This window comes from Limnohabitans sp., assembly GCF_040400975.1.
GTDB lineage: Bacteria > Pseudomonadota > Gammaproteobacteria > Burkholderiales > Burkholderiaceae_C > Limnohabitans_A.
Genome location: NZ_JBBAPF010000023.1, coordinates 15,670 through 33,164 on the forward strand (window position 1 = coordinate 15,670; position 17,495 = coordinate 33,164).

19 protein-coding genes are annotated in these 17,495 nt (G+C 60.8%); 10 read left to right on the forward strand and 9 right to left on the reverse strand.

Features of this window, described 5'->3' with window-relative positions:
* Positions 1–2: 2 nt before the first annotated feature.
* The 4 genes from ABWQ00_RS12520 to trxC all read left to right on the forward strand — a co-directional run bounded on the left by ABWQ00_RS12520 (position 3) and on the right by trxC (position 1,603).
* The gene (locus ABWQ00_RS12520; RefSeq protein WP_353239010.1) at positions 3–197 is read left to right on the forward strand and encodes a DUF2905 domain-containing protein; all 195 of its coding nucleotides are present in this window, start codon (positions 3–5) and stop codon (positions 195–197) included.
* A gap of 373 nt (positions 198–570) precedes the next feature.
* The gene (locus ABWQ00_RS12525) at positions 571–786 is read left to right on the forward strand and encodes a DUF6566 family protein (RefSeq protein ID WP_353239011.1); all 216 of its coding nucleotides are present in this window, start codon (positions 571–573) and stop codon (positions 784–786) included.
* Positions 787–800: 14 nt separating this feature from the next.
* Positions 801–1,061: a translation initiation factor IF-1 gene (gene infA / locus ABWQ00_RS12530; protein WP_019426546.1), complete on the forward strand. Its 261-nt coding sequence runs from the start codon at positions 801–803 to the stop codon at positions 1,059–1,061.
* Between the two features lie 95 nt (positions 1,062–1,156).
* On the forward strand, positions 1,157–1,603 hold the full coding sequence (trxC, locus tag ABWQ00_RS12535) for a thioredoxin TrxC (protein ID WP_353239012.1): 447 nt from the start codon (positions 1,157–1,159) through the stop codon (positions 1,601–1,603).
* 14 nt (positions 1,604–1,617) lie between these two features.
* Here trxC and ABWQ00_RS12540 read toward each other — a convergent pair whose 3' ends face one another.
* From ABWQ00_RS12540 to ABWQ00_RS12560, 5 genes are all read right to left on the reverse strand, one after another.
* Positions 1,618–2,868, reverse strand: coding sequence for a multifunctional CCA addition/repair protein (locus ABWQ00_RS12540; protein WP_353239013.1), 1,251 nt, complete (start codon positions 2,866–2,868; stop codon positions 1,618–1,620).
* Positions 2,869–2,876: 8 nt separating this feature from the next.
* Positions 2,877–3,560: a glutathione S-transferase family protein gene (locus ABWQ00_RS12545; RefSeq protein WP_353239014.1), complete on the reverse strand. Its 684-nt coding sequence runs from the start codon at positions 3,558–3,560 to the stop codon at positions 2,877–2,879.
* Positions 3,561–3,733: 173 nt separating this feature from the next.
* Positions 3,734–4,693: a complex I NDUFA9 subunit family protein gene (locus ABWQ00_RS12550; protein ID WP_353239015.1), complete on the reverse strand. Its 960-nt coding sequence runs from the start codon at positions 4,691–4,693 to the stop codon at positions 3,734–3,736.
* The gene (locus ABWQ00_RS12555) at positions 4,690–5,778 is read right to left on the reverse strand and encodes a M14 family metallopeptidase (RefSeq protein WP_353239016.1); all 1,089 of its coding nucleotides are present in this window, start codon (positions 5,776–5,778) and stop codon (positions 4,690–4,692) included. Before ABWQ00_RS12555 ends, ABWQ00_RS12550 begins: the two co-directional genes overlap by 4 nt.
* Positions 5,779–5,789: 11 nt before the next feature.
* Positions 5,790–7,001, reverse strand: a complete 1,212-nt coding sequence (locus ABWQ00_RS12560) for a M20 aminoacylase family protein (protein WP_353239017.1) — start codon at positions 6,999–7,001, stop codon at positions 5,790–5,792.
* A 137-nt stretch (positions 7,002–7,138) separates the two neighbouring features.
* On the opposite strand from ABWQ00_RS12560, the gene ABWQ00_RS12565 reads away from it, so the two are divergent.
* Both ABWQ00_RS12565 and ABWQ00_RS12570 read left to right on the forward strand, forming a co-directional pair.
* Positions 7,139–9,259 (forward strand): molybdopterin-containing oxidoreductase family protein, encoded by a 2,121-nt coding sequence (locus ABWQ00_RS12565; RefSeq protein WP_353239018.1) that lies wholly within the window; start codon positions 7,139–7,141, stop codon positions 9,257–9,259.
* Positions 9,252–9,548, forward strand: coding sequence for a polyhydroxyalkanoic acid system family protein (locus ABWQ00_RS12570; RefSeq protein WP_353239019.1), 297 nt, complete (start codon positions 9,252–9,254; stop codon positions 9,546–9,548). The genes ABWQ00_RS12565 and ABWQ00_RS12570 overlap by 8 nt, the downstream gene beginning before the upstream one ends.
* 6 nt (positions 9,549–9,554) lie before the next feature.
* On the opposite strand, the gene ABWQ00_RS12575 is transcribed toward ABWQ00_RS12570, so the two are convergent.
* Positions 9,555–11,528, reverse strand: a complete 1,974-nt coding sequence (locus tag ABWQ00_RS12575; RefSeq protein WP_353239020.1) for a lytic transglycosylase domain-containing protein — start codon at positions 11,526–11,528, stop codon at positions 9,555–9,557.
* Between the two features lie 9 nt (positions 11,529–11,537).
* Between ABWQ00_RS12575 and ABWQ00_RS12580 the strand changes: the two genes are divergently transcribed.
* The 3 genes from ABWQ00_RS12580 to ABWQ00_RS12590 all read left to right on the forward strand — a co-directional run bounded on the left by ABWQ00_RS12580 (position 11,538) and on the right by ABWQ00_RS12590 (position 13,881).
* The gene (locus tag ABWQ00_RS12580) at positions 11,538–12,122 is read left to right on the forward strand and encodes a 5-formyltetrahydrofolate cyclo-ligase (RefSeq protein WP_353239021.1); all 585 of its coding nucleotides are present in this window, start codon (positions 11,538–11,540) and stop codon (positions 12,120–12,122) included.
* An 18-nt stretch (positions 12,123–12,140) separates the two neighbouring features.
* Positions 12,141–12,770, forward strand: a complete 630-nt coding sequence (locus ABWQ00_RS12585; RefSeq protein WP_353239022.1) for a TetR/AcrR family transcriptional regulator — start codon at positions 12,141–12,143, stop codon at positions 12,768–12,770.
* Positions 12,771–12,867: 97 nt separating this feature from the next.
* Positions 12,868–13,881: an MBL fold metallo-hydrolase gene (locus ABWQ00_RS12590; RefSeq protein ID WP_353239023.1), complete on the forward strand. Its 1,014-nt coding sequence runs from the start codon at positions 12,868–12,870 to the stop codon at positions 13,879–13,881.
* A gap of 92 nt (positions 13,882–13,973) precedes the next feature.
* Here the strand turns inward: ABWQ00_RS12590 and ABWQ00_RS12595 are convergent, their stop codons facing one another.
* Positions 13,974–14,786 carry a DUF6279 family lipoprotein gene (locus tag ABWQ00_RS12595; RefSeq protein WP_353239024.1) on the reverse strand — a complete coding sequence of 271 codons (813 nt, stop codon included), beginning with the start codon at positions 14,784–14,786 and terminating at the stop codon, positions 13,974–13,976.
* A gap of 35 nt (positions 14,787–14,821) precedes the next feature.
* Positions 14,822–15,409 carry a hypothetical protein gene (locus tag ABWQ00_RS12600; protein WP_353239025.1) on the reverse strand — a complete coding sequence of 196 codons (588 nt, stop codon included), beginning with the start codon at positions 15,407–15,409 and terminating at the stop codon, positions 14,822–14,824.
* A gap of 49 nt (positions 15,410–15,458) precedes the next feature.
* Between ABWQ00_RS12600 and glmU the strand changes: the two genes are divergently transcribed.
* Positions 15,459–16,865: a bifunctional UDP-N-acetylglucosamine diphosphorylase/glucosamine-1-phosphate N-acetyltransferase GlmU gene (glmU, locus tag ABWQ00_RS12605; protein ID WP_353239026.1), complete on the forward strand. Its 1,407-nt coding sequence runs from the start codon at positions 15,459–15,461 to the stop codon at positions 16,863–16,865.
* Between the two features lie 23 nt (positions 16,866–16,888).
* Here glmU and ABWQ00_RS12610 read toward each other — a convergent pair whose 3' ends face one another.
* Complete coding sequence (locus tag ABWQ00_RS12610) at positions 16,889–17,386, reverse strand: Lrp/AsnC family transcriptional regulator (RefSeq protein WP_353239027.1); 498 nt, start codon at positions 17,384–17,386, stop codon at positions 16,889–16,891.
* Positions 17,387–17,495: the final 109 nt, after the last annotated feature.

A 17,495-nucleotide genomic window follows, 5' to 3' on the forward strand; every position in this document is an offset into this window, starting at 1 on the left:
CTGTGTTGCGCTGGCTCATCGTCGTGTTTTTGGCCCTGATCATTTTCAGTGGCTTGCAAAAGTGGCTGGAAAAGCTGGGTTTTGGCCGCTTGCCGGGCGACTTCCGGTTTCGTCTGTTTGGGCGCGAATGGTTCATTCCCCTGACCAGCACACTGCTGTTGAGCATGGTGGCCGCGGCCATTGCGCGGTGGGTCTGAGGTGGAGTCGGTCTGGGCCTGCCACACGAACGTGTTACAGTGCGTCACGCCTTTGGCGACTGATGCCCATCTAGCTCCTTGCGAGCCGATAGCGCATCCCGGCAGAGGGATGCCAGTCCTGTCCTCCACTGTGCACATCGCCCGCCATGCTTTCAAAGCTGGGCCCAGACGATTTTTTGCTTCCCTTTTCATGCACCTCTGCACGGTGCGGTTGTTCGCCTAGCTTTGCAGCTGGCATTCGAGGGAGCTTTTTGGCAGCAGGACACGCCAAGAACCGTACCGCCAGACAGCTCCTCAGAGGGCCTTGTGTGCGGTTCGACCCCCTTCGTTAAAATACATGACTAACTTCTACTGTTCACACCAACCCATCTCCATGGGAAAATTCCGAATTCAACCGTGCTCCAGGGCTTTGCCCAATGGCGCATTTGGCGCGCAAGTGTCTGTGGCCAGTGGCCGCGGCAGCGCCAGCACAGACCGGGTGATGCGTTTTGTGCCTGAATTTGCAACGCCTGCCGCCGCCAGCCAATACGCCCTCGATGAAGGCGTGTTGTGGGTGGAGCGCCAGACGAACAAACCGATCCTGCTTTGAGAAAGACGTTTTAAATGGCTAAAGAAGAACTGATTGAACTGATGGGCGTGGTCAACGAGGTGTTGCCCGACACCCGTTTTCGCGTGACGCTGGACAACGGCCACCAATTGATTGCTTATTCCGCTGGCAAGATGCGCAAGAACCACATTCGTATTTTGGCGGGTGACCGTGTGACGCTCGAGCTGTCGCCTTATGACCTGAGCAAAGGCCGCATCAGCTTCCGTCACTTGGCTGGCCGCGCTCCCATGGCACCGCGCCGCCCACCTGCACGCTGATATTGTTTGGCGCCGGGTCTTGACCTGAGTCAGGGTCTCCCGGCATTGAATCGTGCAGCATGGCCCCCAAGTGGTTTTGAAACACAGGGGATTCCATGACCAATTCAGTCAGCACTTTGCACATTGTTTGTCCGCATTGCCACACCACCAACAGGGTGCGTGAGGCTGACCTGCACAACGCCCCCGATTGCGGACAGTGCCATCAAGCTCTTTTTGACGGACATCCGCTTTCGCTGGACGCGGCCAACTTTGACAAGCACATCGGTCGCAGCCAAATCCCGGTGTTGGTCGACTTTTGGGCCCCTTGGTGCGGCCCCTGCCGCATGATGGCTCCGGCTTATGAACAAGCCGCTGGCCTTTTGGAGCCCCAAGTGCGGGTGGCCAAACTCAACACCGAAGAAGCGCAAGCCATCGCTGCTCGCTTCAATATCCGCAGCATCCCCACGCTCGCATTGTTTGTGGGTGGCAAAGAAGTCGCCCGCCAAGCCGGCGCATTTCGCACGGCTCAAGACATTGCCGATTGGACGCGTTCGCACGTGTGAGAGGTTCAGGGCTCCTACAGAGAAGCTGCGACCGCTTTGACGCGTGCTTTGGAGATTTGTTCGCCAATTTGAGGACCTTTGAGGCCCTGAGCCGCCGCCGCTTGGGCAATGGGGGCGGTCTCCACAGACAACGCCGCCTTCTGCGCCTGCAACAGCCGGGCCGCTTGCGGGTATGCCGCTTCTTCAAACCCTTGCCGTCCGCGCGCATCGCATTCGCAGGCTTGCAGCACCTGCGCAAAACGTTCGGGTTGGCGTATTGCATCGCAGCGTTCCAGCAATCGCACCACCGCTTCGGCGTTCAGCTCGCCGCTGCGGTGGATGTTGCCGTGTTCGCGCGCCACCACTTCGGCCAGCTCTTTGCAGTCGGTCGGCACGCGCAGGCGCTCGCACACTTTTTGCAAGAGCTTGACGCTGCGCCCTTCGTGGCCGATGTGGCGTGGCAGCACGTCGGCAGGCGTGGTGCCTTTGCCCAGGTCGTGCATCAGGCAAGCCACGCGCACAGCAAGCGGCATGTTCAGCCGGGCGGCCATGTCCATCACCAGCATCATGTGCAAGCCCGTGTCGATCTCGGGGTGGTATTCGGGGCGTTGGGGCACGCCCCAAAGACGTTCCAGCTCGGGCAGTAAGGCCTTGAGCGCACCGCATTCGCGCAGCACCTCGAACATGCGAGAAGGCTTTTCGCTCATCAGTCCGCGAGCCAGCTCTTGCCAGACGCGCTCAGGCACCAAATGGTCGGCCTCGCCGTTATCCACCATATGGCGCATCAGCGCCATGGTGTCGTCTGCCACGCTGAAGTCGGCAAAGCGCGCTGCAAAGCGGGCGACGCGCAGGATGCGCACCGGGTCTTCGGCAAATGCGTGCGTGACATGACGCAGCACCTTGGCCTGCAAATCGCGCTGTCCGTTATAAGGGTCGACGATCTGGCCTGCCCAAGCGTCGTGCGCGGCATGGGCCAGCGCCTCGGGCACGGCCATGGCGTTGACGGTGAGGTCGCGTCGGGCCAGATCTTCTTCCAGCGTGACGCTGGGGTCGGCTTGAACCGCAAAGCCTTTGTAGCCGCGCGCCGTCTTCCGCTCGGTACGGGCCAGGGCGTATTCCTCGCGGGTCTGCGGGTGTAAAAACACCGGGAAGTCCTTGCCGACCGGGGTGAAGCCCAGGGCAGTCATGGCTTCGGGCGTGCTGCCCACCACCACCCAGTCGCGGTCGTTGACGCTTTGGCCCATCAAGGCATCGCGCACCGCACCGCCAACGACAAAAACGCCCATGGTGGCTTTCAGCGATGGAGCCGGAAAGGCTCTTCAAAATCGATGAAGTCCTGCTCTGCCAACGCGCCATCGATCCAGGCTTTCACACCGGGCAGGGCGCACACGCGCTGCATGTAGGCGGCCACATCGCTGGGCACTGGCAAGGCGTAGGTCTTGATGCGCATGACCACAGGGGCAAAGTAAGCGTCTGCCACACTGAAGCTGCCAAACAGCATGGGACCGCTGTGCTGTGCCAGCAAGCCGCCCCAAAGGCTGCAAATACGGTCCAAGTCGGCACGAAGCGCGGGTTTGTCGCGCAGCGCCAAAGCGCCGATCTCGGGCAGGTGCGCTTCGATGTTCATCGGGCAGGCGCTGCGCAAGGCCATGAAGCCGCTGTGCATTTCGGCGCAAACGCTGCGTGCACGGGCTCGGGCAGCGCGCTCTCTCGGCCAAAGTTGTTTTTCTGGGAACTGCTCGGCCACATACTCCGCAATCGCCAAGGTGTCCCAAATGGCCAGGCCATCGTGCACCAGCACAGGCACCTTGCCCACCGGGTTGATGTCTTTGAGCGCGGTCTTGAACTGAGAGTCAGGCGCAAAGCTGTCAAACCTCACAAAGACCTCTTCAAAGTCAATGCCCGCCTGGCGCAGCAGCACCCAGGGGCGCATGGACCAAGACGAGTAGTTTTTGTTGGCGATGTAAAGCTGGATCATTGTTTTCTCCCGTGAATCAGAGCCCACATGTTAGCGGTCATGCCGGTCGTCAACCGGCCGAATCAGCCACTCAAATGTGTGAGGGCAAGCGGCGGGTGACGATTTTCGGTACCCCGTCATGAGGAACCCGCTGCGTGCCATCGCACATCCACCCAAGCGGCTTGCAAGAGGAATCAGCGCCCCGCGCCCGATCGCCAGCGGTTCAACTTGCTGCGTGGACCGCGGTGCCCCAAATAGGTCGGTGCCACGCCTGCAGCCGATGCGGCTGTGATGCCCAAGGCCTCAAGACCTGGCAGCAGGCCCGTGGCCACGTTGTCCACTTTCATGGACGCCAGGTTATCCCGGCTCATCAAAGGCTCACCCGGAGCCAACTCCATGGCCGCCGCTTGCAGCCAGCCCACCCACATCGGTAGACCGATGACCGGGCGACCCCGGCCGTGGTTCACGCCTGCCCACTGGCCAGCGCGTTGCACCAAGTCGCCCAAGTTCAGCACGTCCGGGCCGCACAGCTCGTAGGTCTGACCGATGGTGGCGGGCTGTTGCAAGCAGGTCACGACCGCGCGCGCCACATCCCCCACCCACACCGGGGCAAAGCGTGTGCCGCGGCCTGCCAGAGGCATGAAAGGGGCCACCGCCTGCAGGTCGGCAAACAGGTTGAGGAATTTGTCTTCAGCCCCAAAAATCACGCTCGGGCGCAGCAGAGTCAGTTGCAAGCCTGCACCTTGCAAAACCGCTTCCCCGCGCGCTTTGCTGCGTTGGTACATCGACGGTCCCTGCAGATCGGCGCCTAGGGCGCTGACGTGAACCAGCCGCTGCACGCCCGCTCTTGTCATGGCGTTGGCGATTTTGCCGGGCAAGTTCACATGCACGTTCTCAAAGCGGTCTTCTTTGCCGTGCAGCACCGCCACCAAATTGACCACCGCATCATGTCCGGGCATCAGCCGGGCCAGATCGGCTTCGCTGTGCACAGAAGCTTCGATCACCGTGAGCCCGGGCAAACTTTGCACCTTGCCAGCGTTCACGGCGCGGCGGGTGGGTACGGTGATCTGCCAGCCCAAGCGGGCGAGTTGTTCGCACACTTGGCGGCCGACAAAGCCGGTACCGCCCAGCACCAGAATGCGTGGCGCGCTCATGTCGCGCTCAAACCGCTGACGGCTTGGTGCATGGCGTCCATGGCCTGAGCCACGATCTGGGAACGCCAATCGTCGGTGTCGACGTAAAACGCGTCCATCAGGTCTTGTTTGATCTGCTTTTTCAGGGCTTCAGGCGCTTCGGGGTGCAGGTGCAGCCAATGGTCGCCGCGCAGGGCGCCGATGACCTTGTCTTGGGTTTGCGTGCCGTATTCCATGGCAATGCCGGTGTACTCGGCTTGCGGGCATTCTTGGTAAGCCGCCATCCACATCAGGCCTGTGAGGAATGCCGAGGTGGATGAGCCGTCGTAAATGGAGGTGATGCCATGACCCCACCAGGCTTTGGCCCGGGCATAGGCCGCAGCATCGTCGGCGCAAGCAAAAATGCGCTCACCCACCCCGCTGGGGCCCAAGCCCGTGTGCAGGTCGATCCAGCCCATTTTTTGGCAGGACTGGGCGTACTTCTGCAGCACCTTGCGCAAAGTCAGGTTGCTCCAGGTGGGGGCCTGGCCACCAAAGAACAGGCCGTCCGGAAATTCATGCTGCCCTTGGGAGACGGCGGCCTGAAAGGCTTTCATGCCGCGCTCGGCGATGTACTGGGCGGTGGCCACCGCATTGGCGGCATCGGGTGGCCAGATCTTGGGCAACAACAAGGGGTGGATTTCGCGGTAAGCCGCGTTGTCGGGCAAGGGCTTGGAGAAGTCCTGGAAATTGCGGTTGATGTCCACGTTTTCGTGGGTCACCCGGCGCACATGCGAAAAACCGTGCGGGTTGAGCGCATGGATGTAAAGCACGGCCACACCCTGGGCTTTGGCCGCTGCGCGCCAGGCGCTGTTGTGCAGGGCATGGATTTGCACGCCGGAGCCGCAATAACCCTCTACACCGTGGCAAGCGCTGCTGATGACCAAAAGCTGCTGGGCATCGGCCGCGCCGTCCAGCACCACGTCCATGGCCAGAGTTTCACCGTCCCGACCGGACAGGGGGTGGAGGTTCGAGTCCACCTGCAGGCCAGCGACTTGGGCAGCGTTCAGGAATTTTTCACGGGCCTGCGCGTAGCTTTTGGAAAAGCCATGTTGGATGTCGTTCATTCGGGGCCCGGTCAAGCAGATTGGGTCGGGCTAGCCAGCCATTGCGTGGCCAGTTCGACCCAATAGGTGCCGCCCAAGGGGATCAGGTCGTCGTTGAAGTCGTAGCTCGGGTTGTGCAGAGTGCAAGGACCGCCGCCGTGGCCCATCTCGCGGTGCGCGCCGTCGCCGTTGCTGATGAACACATAGGCGCCCGGCTTGGCCTGCAGCATGTAAGAGAAGTCTTCCGCGCCCATGGTCGGCTCTTGAGACATCACGTGCTCAGCGCCCACGATGCCATTCATGACCTGGCGTGCGAAGTCGGCCTCCAAGGCGCTGTTGATGGTGGGTGGGTAGTTGCGCTCGAATTCGAATTCGCATTGCGCACCAAAAGCGGCGCAAATCGACTCGGCCACTTGCTTCATGCGGGCTTCGATCAGGTCCAGCACTTCAATGCTGAAGGTGCGCACCGTGCCCTGCAGTTCGCACGAGTCGGGCACCACGTTGGTGGCTTCCCCTGCATGGATCATGGTGACCGAGATCACGCCCGCATCCACCGGCTTTTTGTTGCGGGTGATGATGGTTTGAAAGCCCTGCACCATCTGGCAGGCGATCGGCACCGGGTCAATGCCGTTGTGTGGCAGTGCGGCATGGCTGCCCTTGCCGCGGATGGTGATCTTGAACTCGTTGCTCGACGCCATGACCGGGCCGGGGCTGACCGCAAAAGTGCCCACGGGTGCGCCGGGCCAGTTGTGCATGCCAAACACGGCCTGCATGGGGAATTTGTCGAACAAACCGTCTTTGATCATCTCGCGGGCACCGCCGCCGCCTTCTTCGGCGGGTTGGAAGATCAAATACACCGTGCCGTCAAAGTCGCGGTGCTTGGAGAAATGCTTGGCAGCGGCCAACAGCATGGCCGTGTGGCCATCGTGGCCGCAGGCGTGCATCTTGCCTTGGTGTTTGCTGGCGTGGGCGAAGGTGTTGAACTCCTGCATGGGCAGGGCGTCGATGTCGGCGCGCAAGCCAATGCCCCGCCCGCTAGCGCCGCCATCACGACCGTGCACGATGCCCACCACGCCGGTGGTGCCCATGCCGCGGTGGATGGGGATGCCCCAGTCGGTCAGCTGCTGGGCGACCACGTCGGCCGTGCGCACTTCTTGGAAGCACAGCTCGGGGTGGGCGTGGATGTCTTTGCGGATGGCTGCGATGCTGGCCGCATCGGTGAGGATGGTGTCGATGAGTTTCATGGTGTTCAGTCTAGCGATAGTGAGGCTATTTTGCCAACTCCCGCTTCGCCACCCGCAGCGCATCGGGGACATGCGCGTCTTTTACCCCGCACAGCGCATCGGCCACAATCGGGTTCGCGCTTTTTGGAAGACCTTTCATGTTGCCCCAGCCAGCTGCCCATGTGGCCCTTGACACCCCACAGACCGTGCGCGGCGCTTGCCCGCACGATTGTCCCGATACCTGCGCTTTGCTGACCACGGTGGAAAACGGCCGCGCCACCAAAGTGCAGGGTAACCCGGCGCACGCCCCCACCGATGGTGTGCTGTGCACCAAAGTCTCTCGCTACACCGAGCGCACTTACCACCCGGATCGCCTATTGACGCCGATGAAGCGCATCGGACCCAAAGGCGCGGGCCAGTTTGAGCCCGTGAGTTGGGACGATGCCCTGGACGAAATCGCGACACGCCTGAAAGCCATTGCCGCACGCGATCCGCAGGGGGTGCTGCCTTACAGCTATGCAGGCACGATGGGCTTGGTGCAAAGCGAGTCGATCGCGGCGCGGTTTTTCCACCAACTGGGCGCATCGCTCTTGGACCGCACGATTTGCGCCTCGGCCGGGGCCGAAGCCCTGACCCAGACCTTGGGCAACAAAGTGGGCATGAAGGTCGAGTTTTATGCCGAATCCAAGCTCATCGTCATTTGGGGCAGCAACTCGATTGGCAGCAACCTGCACTTTTGGCGCATCGCCCAAGAAGCCAAGCGCAACGGGGCCAAGCTGGTGTGCATCGACCCCCGGCGGAGCGAGACGGCCGAAAAATGCCACGAACACATCGCCCTGCGACCTGGCACCGATGCGGCGCTGGCGCTGGCCCTCATGCACGAGCTGATCATGAATGGCTGGCTCGACCAAGATTACATCGACCGTCACACCTTGGGCTGGGATGCCCTGAAGGCCCGAGCCCTGCAATGGTCGCCCGAGCGCGCCGCCGAGGTCTGCGGTGTGCCGGTCGAACAAATTCGCCAGTTGGCCCGCGACTGGGGCACGACCCAACCCGCCGCGATTCGCCTGAACTACGGCATGCAGCGCGTGCGCGGGGGCGGCAACGCGGTACGGGCGATCGCTTGCCTGCCTGCGCTGACCGGAGCATGGCGACACCGAGCTGGCGGCGTGCTGCTCAGCAGTTCGGGGCATTTCCCGGTGCGCCGGGCGGCTTTGCAGCGACCTGATTTGCTGGGTGAGCGGCGTCCCCGCACCATCAACATGAGCACCATTGGCGACGATTTGCTGCGCCCGGCATCGCCAGCGTTCGGCCCGCAAATTCAAGCCTTGATCGTTTACAACAGCAACCCAGTGGCCGTGGCCCCCGAGTCGGGCAAGGTGGTGCAGGGCTTTGGCCGCGAAGACCTGTTCACCGTGGTGCTGGAGCATTTCCAGACCGACACGGCCGATTACGCCGATTTCATCCTGCCCGCCACCACGCAGCTGGAACACTGGGACATCCACACCAGCTACGGCCACACCGATGTCTTGCTCAACCGACCTGCCGTTGCGCCGGTGGGCGGTGCGCGCACCAACACCGACATCTTCAGGGCACTGGCCGTGCGCATGGGGTTTGACGACCCGTGTTTCGCCGAGACCGACGAAAGTCTGTGCCGCAGCGCCATGGACGACGAAAAAGACTTTGAGCAGTTGCTGGCGCACGGCTTTGCCTCTTTGCCCGTGCCCGATGCGCCCTTTGCCCAAGGCGGATTTCCCACGCCCTCGGGCCGCTGCGAGTTTTTCAGCCAGCGCTTGGCCGACCAAGGCCTAGACGGTTTGCCCGACCATCTGCCCAATTACGAAGCGGTTGGCAGCGATGCGCGCTACCCGCTGGCGATGATTTCGCCACCTGCGCGCAACTTTCTCAATTCGACCTTTGTCAACGTGCAAAGTCTGCGCGACATCGAAGCCGAACCGGTGCTGGAAATGCACCCACAAGACGCGCAGGCCCGGGGCATTGCCGACGGCGCGGTGGTACGCGTGTTCAACGACCGGGGCACATACCACTGCAAGGCCAAGCTGAACCAGCGGGCGCGCCCCGGCGTGGTCCATGGTTTGGGTATTTGGTGGCGCAAGCTGGGCTTGAACGGCACCAATGTGAACGAACTGACCAGCCAGCACCTGACCGATTTGGGCCGTGCGCCCGTGTTTTACGACTGCTTGGTGGAGGTGGCTGCCGATGCAGAGTTCGTGCCCACCATCCATGTCGGCGCCACATCGAAAGAACCCCATGCCTGAATTGAAAATTGAACGTGAACACGCCCTGGGCCTGGACGGCGCGCGTTTGGTGGCCGAACGCTGGCGCGAGCAGGCAGAACGAGATTGGGGCATGACCTGCGCATCAGAGCCTGGCGAGGCCTTGGACCGCATGCACTTTGAGCGCAGTGGTGTGAGTGGCGAACTCTGCGTCAGCGCCACCCGCTTTGACCTGCAGATCAAGCTGGGATTTTTGCTGGGCGCCTACAGCGGCAAGATCGAAGAAAAAATCAAGGCCAACTTGGACGCCTTGTTGGGACCAGCCGCCTGATGCGCCTCAAGGCAGGTCATTGTTCACCGACGCCATGTTGTTGCGTGGCCCGATCTGCCCCAAACGTGCTTTGAGCGATTGCGGCTGGCGCGTCAGGATGGCGGCGTAGTTGGTGGTGTTGGCCAGCACTTTTTTAACGTAATCACGCGTTTCGGAAAACGGGATGTTTTCAGCCCAGATGGCCGCTTCGAGCACCGGTCCCTTGCGCCAGTTTCGGGGCCTGCTGGGGCCTGCGTTGTAGGCGGCGGTGGCCATGGGCATCGAGCCTTCAAAGTCGTCGAGCACCAGTTTCAAATAAGCCGTGCCAATCGTCACATTGGTTTCGCGTTCGTTGATTTGTTGGGGCGTGAATCCTGCGAGGCCGATTTTTTGGGCGGTCCATTTGGCCGTGGCGGGCATCACCTGCATCAGGCCCGAGGCGCCCACATGTGAGCGCGCATCCATGATGAAGCGGCTCTCTTGCCGGATCAGCCCATACACATAGGCCGGGTCCAGCCGGATGTCGCCAGCGCGGCGCACCACCAGCTCGCGCAAGGGCATCGGAAAGCGTTGTTCGTGGTCAAACACCTCCTTGGTGCGCTCGCTGGTGTTGATGCAGCGGTCCCACACTTGGCGCTGACAGGCCAAGTCAGCAGCTGCCAGCAGTTCGCGGTCGTTCATGCCGCCAGGCGTGTGCAGGTTGGTGCTGTAGTTCCATTCGCGGTTGCCCTCGGCCCTCAAGCCCAAGGCGATGGCATACAAGGCACGCTGCAGACCGGGGTGGGTGAGTGCAGCGGTTTTTTCTGAGGGTGTCAGGGGCGAGGGGCGCTCGGGTGTGCCAATGGTTTGGCCCAACTCTTCCAATGCCAACTGCTCGTAAAAACCGCGAACGCTGGCGATCTGGGTCAACAGGGTTTGCGCTTCGTGGCGCTGGGATTCGGTGGGCTCTAGGGCCAGCAGGGCGCGGGCGCGCCAATAGATCCAGGCCGGGTCGCTGCGCGTGGCCGCGCTCATCGCTTGGGTCGCTGAAAGCACTTGCTGCCATTGGCCTTGACGCAGGGCCGCACGCACCTTCCATATCAGCAAATCGTCGTTCAGGTCGCTGTCTTTTTGAACCTTGGCAAAGTAACTGCTGGCATTGTCTTGCAGCTTTTGTGCGGCTTGCTTGCCGATCACGGCCCAAGTCCAGTTGCGCTCTTCGGCACTCAGTTGGCGCCCCCATTGTTGTTCCAGCAATAGAGCTGCTTGTTCGGGCTGACTGGCCGCCAGGCGAATCAGCGCCAACACGGCCAATTCTTTCTGGTTGCGTGTGATGGCCAAAATGCGCTTGGCCAGATAACCCGAGGGGTCGGCGTGGATTTTGTTCACTTGCTCGCTGGCGCGCGGGGCCTCAATGTCCACCGCCGCTTGGGCGGTGCGAGGTCGGTTGGCGTCCATGGCGATGCGGGCTTTGCGCCAAATGTCCAGTGCGTTGATTTGGCGTCCAGAGTGCAGGTGTTCGGCCACATAAGTGCAGCCGTCGTCCGCCTCTCGCAGCGAATACCAAATGCGTTTGGCCTCTTCGGCCACATCGGCTTTGGTGTTCATGGCTTCGGTGGCCAACGCATAGCAGCGCACTTCGCGGTCATCGCGCATGCGATAGCGAGGGTACTCGGCGGTGAACGTGGCCCAGTTGCGGCGCTTGCCCAGTTGTTGCAACCAATCGTTGCGCAGGCGGTCTTCGTAGTAACTGCCTGCATAGGTGTTCAAAAAGTGGCGTATTTCCGTGTCTGATGCGGTGTCCAGCCGAACCCGCATGTCCCAATAGGCGGCCAAAGGCTCCAGCACGTGGCCACGCATTTGCGGCAGCAGGGCGGACAAGCGTTTGGCGTCGTTCTTGCCGTAGGCCCTGTGCATCTCCAGCAAGACCTCATCGCCCTTGTTTTGGGCCAGCGCAGGCGGACTGAACAAGCCTGTGGTGACCAGGCCAGCCAGCAGTGTCAAAATCAGTGTCAATTTCATGGGTGGATTATGGACAAAGCTGAAGCCAAAAAGGCCTTGCGCAAGGCCTTGATTGAAGAAAGACTGCATCTGCCAGATCGCCTGTCTCGGGCCGAAGCCTTGCAGCGCGTCATGCGTATTTGGTTGTTTGACCGCCCTGACACCGTGATTGGAGCCTATTGGCCCATCAAGGGCGAGTTTGACCCGCTGCCCGCGCTGCACCGCTGGAAAGAAGATGGCGAGCTGCATGGTGAGCCGCAGCGCCGCCAAATTGGTTTGCCCGTCATCAACAAACAGCACAAAACCCTGACTTTTCACACCTGGTACCCCGGTTGCCCGATGGAAGAAGACGCCTACGGCATTCCCAAACCCAAAGACACCGAGGTCATCGTGCCCACCTTGCTGTTTGTGCCCTGTGTGGGTTACGGCATTGGCGGCTACCGCTTGGGTTACGGCGGCGGCTTTTACGACCGCACCTTGGCCACGCTGCAGCCCAAACCCTTCACAGTGGGCTTGGGTTATACCCACGGCTTTTTGGACGATCTGGAGCCCGAAGACCACGACGAGCCGCTGGATGCGATCCTGAACGACAACGGGGTGGTGTGGCCGGTTTGAGCCAGACCCTAGAAAACCATGGCCCGACCCAAATCCGCAACCCACGACATCAAGCGCGACGCGATCCTGGACATTGCCGCGCAATGCTTTGCCCAGCGCAGTTACCCGGCCGCCAGCATGAACGAGATCGCCTCCGCGTGCGGCACTTCCAAAGCCAGGCTGTACCACTATTACGAGAGCAAAGAGGCCATTCTGTTTGATTTGCTGGATCGCCACACCCAGCAGCTTTTGGCCGTGATTGCGCAAACCGAAGCCACGGCCCAGCGCAAAGACCTGAACGAACGCGCTGCTTTGCACGAGCTGGTGCGCTCGTTTTTGCAGGAATACGAGACTTCGGCCACCCGGCATGCGGCGCTGCTCAACGACACGCAATTTTTGAGCGATGTGCCCGACCCCGCTTTGGGCGCGGCGCCCGTATCGCCGCGTGAATTGATCCTGAACCGCCAGCGCGACATCGTCGCGGCCATGACCCGTTTCATGAAGCGCGCCTACCCCGAGCGCCTGACCCCGACCAACCAAACGGCCCTGACCATGATGCTGCTGGGCATGATCAACTGGACCTTCACCTGGCTGCGCCCAGGGGGGCCGATCAGCTATGCGGCGTTTGCCGATGAGGTGATCGGCATGTTGGAGAAAGGTTTGGGCTGAGGATGAGGGGCAGGCTTGACTTGAGGGTTGGAATTTAACAATCCGTAATGGATTTCGTTTAGGTAAAATCACCTCCTCACTGATCGGAGCCTTTTCCATGTCCCAAACACCCGCCAAAGCCCCCACCAAAGCCTTCGCCAGCCAGGCGGACTTGACCGAAAAAAAGATCACGTTTGAGCAACTCAGCCCCCACTGCTGGGCTTATACCGCCGAAGGCGACCCCAATTCAGGCGTGATCATCGGGGACCGTTTCATCATGGTCAGCGACGCCACGGCGACGCCTGACATGGCGAAAGACCTGATCAAGAAGATCCGCACCGTCAGCGACCTGCCCATCAAATACGTGCTGCTGACCCACTACCACGCAGTGCGCGTGCTGGGTGCCTACGCCTATGCCGCAGAAGGTGCCACCGAGATCATCGCCAGTGAAGGCACTTTGGACCTGATCAAAGAGCGCGGCGCGCAAGACATGAAGAGCGAAATGGAGCGCTTCCCGCGCTTGTTCCGGGGCGCTGACAGCATTCCCGGCCTGACCTGGCCCACCATGGTGGTGGGCGGTGACAACCCCACAAAAGGCGAAGTGCCCGGCAAGCTCAGCATCAACTTGGGCGGCGTGGTGGTGCAAATCTGGCACCCAGGCCCGGGTCACACCCGTGGCGACACCATCGCCTGGGTGGAAGAAGAAAAAGTGCTGTTCTCTGGCGACTTGGTCGAGTACGAAGCCGGTGTCTACACGGGCGACGCCCAATTAGAAGAGTGGCCTGCCACGCTGGAAGCCCTGCGCGAACTGAAAGCTGAATTCATCGTGCCCGGTCGCGGCGAAGCCATGAAGGGTAACGCCAACGTCAACAAGGCGCTCGATTACACGCAGCGCTGGGTGACCACTTTGTTCCAAGCGGGCAAAGAGGCGGTTGCAGGCAAGATGGACCTCAAAGCCGCCATGGCCCACACCCGCAAGAGCATGGACCCGGTCTTTGGCCATGTGTTCATTTATGAGCACTGCCTGCCGTTTGACGTGACCCGGGCCTATGACGAAGCCAGTGGCATCAAGAATCCGCGGATCTGGACCGCCGAGCGCGACATGGCGATGTGGAAAGCGCTGCAAAGCTGAAGCCAGGCACTAACCCATAAATAACCCCGCACAGTCAGACTGGCGGGGTTTTTTGTTGGGAGGCCACAGCGTGTGCTGGTCCAGTCCGGTGTTCAGGGCCGGGTCAGGTCTTGGATGTCCCGCTCGTAAGCCCGCAAGCGCCGAGCCACCCGTACACGCTGCTCGGGTGTGGTGGTGTTGTGCAGTTGAGCCAGGTTCTCACAAGCCCTTTGCGACAGACTTTGCAAAACGGCACACTGTGCCGCATCCGTGGGGTTCAGCCAGCGTTGCCAAACGCCCCACAACTGGGCTTCGGCTTGGGCCGGTGTCATGCCACTTTGGGCCACGCGTTGCAGAGTGGACAGCAAGTCTTGTTGGCGGCGTTGACGGTCGCGTCGCCCCCATTCGGCGGTCCAAGGCGACTGTGCCAGTTGTGCCCTGACCATGCTGATTTGGGCCGAGTTCAGATCACCGTAAAACGAGTTGAAGCGGTTCACCGCCTTGTCCAAGCGGCGGTCCAGCCGGGCTTGTGCGTCACCCTGCAACCATTCTTTTTCCCAATCTTCGTTTTTGCTTTCCCATTGGCGAGCGATGTGGCTCAGTTGCCTTGGGCCCAGCGCCAACACCACCGGCGCCGCTTGCACCACCGCTTGACGCATCAGGACATCCAGACGGGTTTGGACCTCGGTGGCCACGCTGCAGACTTGATCGGCTTGCACAGGACCGGTGGACAGCTGCCCGATGCGTTGGAGCACCTCGCCATAACCGCCCAACTCTTCGCGGCGGTGCCACTGGTAAAGCTTGTCGATGGCCTCTTTGGCCGCAGGCGTCTGGGCGCCACTGAACGACACCGTGCTGTCGAGCCACCAATACGACAGGGTGGGCAGCTGTTGGTAACCCAGTTTGATGGCGCTGCAGCCTTGCAATAAGACTAGACAAAGCAGAAGCAGGCTTCGGTTGATCAATTGAGACCCTTCAGGGAAAACGACCAACCATCAAAAAATCCCGTCGTATTGTTATTGGTCTCATCCAAAATGACTAAGCGCCATTGCTGTGAAGTGTTTGTTGAATTGAAACCGGTGTTGGCAATGGTGTAAGTCCATGGGGTGCCTGATGATCCGGTTCCACATGAGCCAGATGGGGATGCTTGATTTAGTTTGGGGAGAGTCAGGGGCGTTAATTCAGTGCCTCGGTAAAGTTTGAGGTTCAATTCATTGGTATCAGCGTGCTGAATACAGACTGTCAATTGGACTGAGTTCAATTGCTTAAGGTTGCAATTTTGTAAAGTCCAATTGACTTCGGCGCTTGGTGTGATGCTTTTGGCGCTGAAACTTTGATTACCTAATCCAGACCCGTTTGCCCAAGACCATGGCTGTACGCATGAAGTTTCGGCCAATGAACCGCTTGGTGTGGAGCCCCCACCGCAGCCTGCCAAGACCAAGGATCCAGCCAAGCCAGCGACAGCCAGTTTTAAAGAAAATTGACGCATATTGAGAGTGCCTTTTGGTCGGATCATAGGCCCGATGCGGGGCAGCGATAATTTAACCATGCGCGATCATCTTTAAAAATCGCCGGGTACATCAGAAAGTTTGTTGTTCATGAAAGCCTCTTTTCCCCCCATCGACGTCGTCATCATGGCCGCCGGCAAAGGCACCCGCATGAAAAGCCGCCTGCCCAAAGTGCTGCAGCGCTTGGCGGGTGTGCCGCTGGTGCAGCATGTGCTCAATACTGCGGCGCAATTGAACGCCCGCTCGGCCGTGGTCATCACCGGCCACGGCGCTGACCAAGTGGAGCCATTGGTGCTGGCCCCGGGCCAGTCGCTGGCGGTGCAATGCGTGCGCCAAGAGCCGCAGCTGGGCACCGGCCACGCTGTGCAGCAGGCCGTGCCCGTGCTGCCCGACGATGGGGTGGTGGTGATTTTGTCGGGCGATGTGCCGCTGACCGAAGCCGATACGCTGCAGGCGCTGATCGACCAATGCGGCGGAGATAAGCTGGCGCTGCTGACCCTCGACATGGCCGACCCCACGGGTTATGGCCGCATCGTTCGAAAGGTTGACGCGGTGCAAGCCATCGTCGAGCACAAAGATGCCACCGAGGCGCAGCGCCAGATTCAAGAGGTGTACAGCGGCATCATGGCCGTGCCCGCCCGGCAGCTCAAAGCCTGGCTGGACCGCATCGACAACCAAAACGCCCAAGGTGAGTACTACCTGACCGATGTGGTCAAGCTGGCTGTGGCCGATGGTGTGCCGGTGGTGGCGCACAAGATCAACGACCCGGTGCAGGTGGCAGGCATCAACAGCCCGGTGCAACTGGCCGAGCTGGAGCGCGCCCACCAATTGCGTCAGGCGCATCGCCTCATGGCGCAAGGCGTGCGCCTGAAAGACCCGGCCCGCTTTGACCTGCGTGGCCAGCTCGACTGCGCGCAAGATGTCGAGATCGACGTGAACTGCATCTTCGAAGGCCAAGTGTCCTTGGGCGAAGGCGTGAAGGTCGGCGCGAACTGCGTGATCGCCAATTGCAGCATCGCAGCGGGTGCGGTGATCCACCCCTTCACCCACATCGACGGCGAAAAACTCGGCGTGTCGGTGGGCGAGGGCGCACTGATTGGCCCCTTTGCCCGCCTGCGCCCCGGCGCACAGCTGGCTGCCGAGGTACATATCGGCAACTTCGTGGAGGTCAAAAATTCCACAATGGCCAAAGGCGCCAAAGCCAACCACTTGGCCTATTTGGGCGACGCCACTGTGGGCGAACGGGTGAACTATGGTGCGGGCAGCATCACCGCCAACTACGACGGCGCCAACAAACACCGCACCGTCATCGAGGCCGATGTGCACATCGGCAGCAACTGCGTGCTGGTGGCCCCAGTGACCATTGGCGCGGGCGGCACCGTGGGCGGCGGCTCCACCATCACCAAGAGCACAGAGCCTGGGGCACTCAGCGTGGCGCGCGGCAAGCAAATCAGCATTGCCAACTGGGCGCGGCCTGAGAAAAAGCCGAAAGCCTGAACCCCTTGTTTTGAGGTGCTGACTTAGCCACCAGTCTGTTGAAGCACCGGCCAAGCCGTCGTGAACTTGGCCCGTTTGGTTGCAAAAAAAGCTTTCACATTCCGCACATTGGCGTCTTGGGTGAACAGGGTTTGGCTGATCGCCAAATAGTGCGGCATGTCGCGGGCCTGCACCACCAGCACAAAGTCGGGGCCTGGGGAAACGCGCCAGCACTGTTGCACCGCATCGTGCGCCACGGCGCGGGCCTCAAACGTGTCCAGGTGTTCGCTGCCTTGCCGATCCAGCGACACCTCGATCAGCGCGCTCAATCCGTGGCCCATGCTGGCTGCCAGTTTGTCGCAGCTCAACACCGCCACCTGGCGTTCAATCCAGCCGCCCTCGGTCAGTCGTTTGACGCGGCGCAGGCAGGTGGGCGGCGACACATTCACCCGTTCGGCCAGCGCCACATTGCTGATGCTGGCGTTGCGTTGCAGGGTGTCGAGCAGTTGCAGGTCGATGAGGTCGAGCTCAATTGATTCCATGAATAGTATTTTATTGAAATTTAATTTCAATTGTTGGTATGAGAGAAATTATCAAACTATTCAATCTTAAAAATTGATCTGAAATTTCAAAATGGCAAGCCTAAGATCG